The organism is Escherichia sp. MOD1-EC7003 (assembly GCF_002965065.1).
Lineage (GTDB): Bacteria > Pseudomonadota > Gammaproteobacteria > Enterobacterales > Enterobacteriaceae > Escherichia.
On record NZ_PTRE01000290.1, the window covers coordinates 1 to 405 of the forward strand.

A 405-nucleotide genomic window follows, 5' to 3' on the forward strand; every position below is an offset into this window, starting at 1 on the left:
TATTCATGGAGACTTACATATGGGAAATATCTTATTTGATGAAAAGAATAATCGTTTTTGGCCGATTGATTTTTCAAACAGTTACGATCATTATTATTCACTTGACAAAGATAGCAAATTGTTTGTAAATGAGATGGCAGACAGAGAGTTTTGCTCAATATTAAAAAGTTTGCGGGGAAATGCCATAAGCAATATATAGAAAAATGGTATTGTCGGCATTGTTCGCTGATATTCTCGCAGCACATTTCAACTAAAAATCAGGAGAGAAGGAGTGAATGTTGCTCATATATTGAGAGCCCAAGAAGTCGTCCACCTACCAAAACGGCCAAAAATCTTGGTGTAGGCAGTAGCTTGTGATAACACTTTATTAATATTGAGCGCTTTCAGGATATATCTCCTGAGTAT

The 405-nt window shown here is 35.6% G+C and carries 1 protein-coding gene; it reads left to right on the plus strand.

The genetic code is table 11. The features are described 5' to 3' along the window. Positions 1-199: OspG family effector kinase (locus A7090_RS26325; protein ID WP_446718742.1), on the plus strand; the 199-nt coding region annotated here is incomplete at its 5' end. Positions 200-405: the final 206 nt, after the last annotated feature.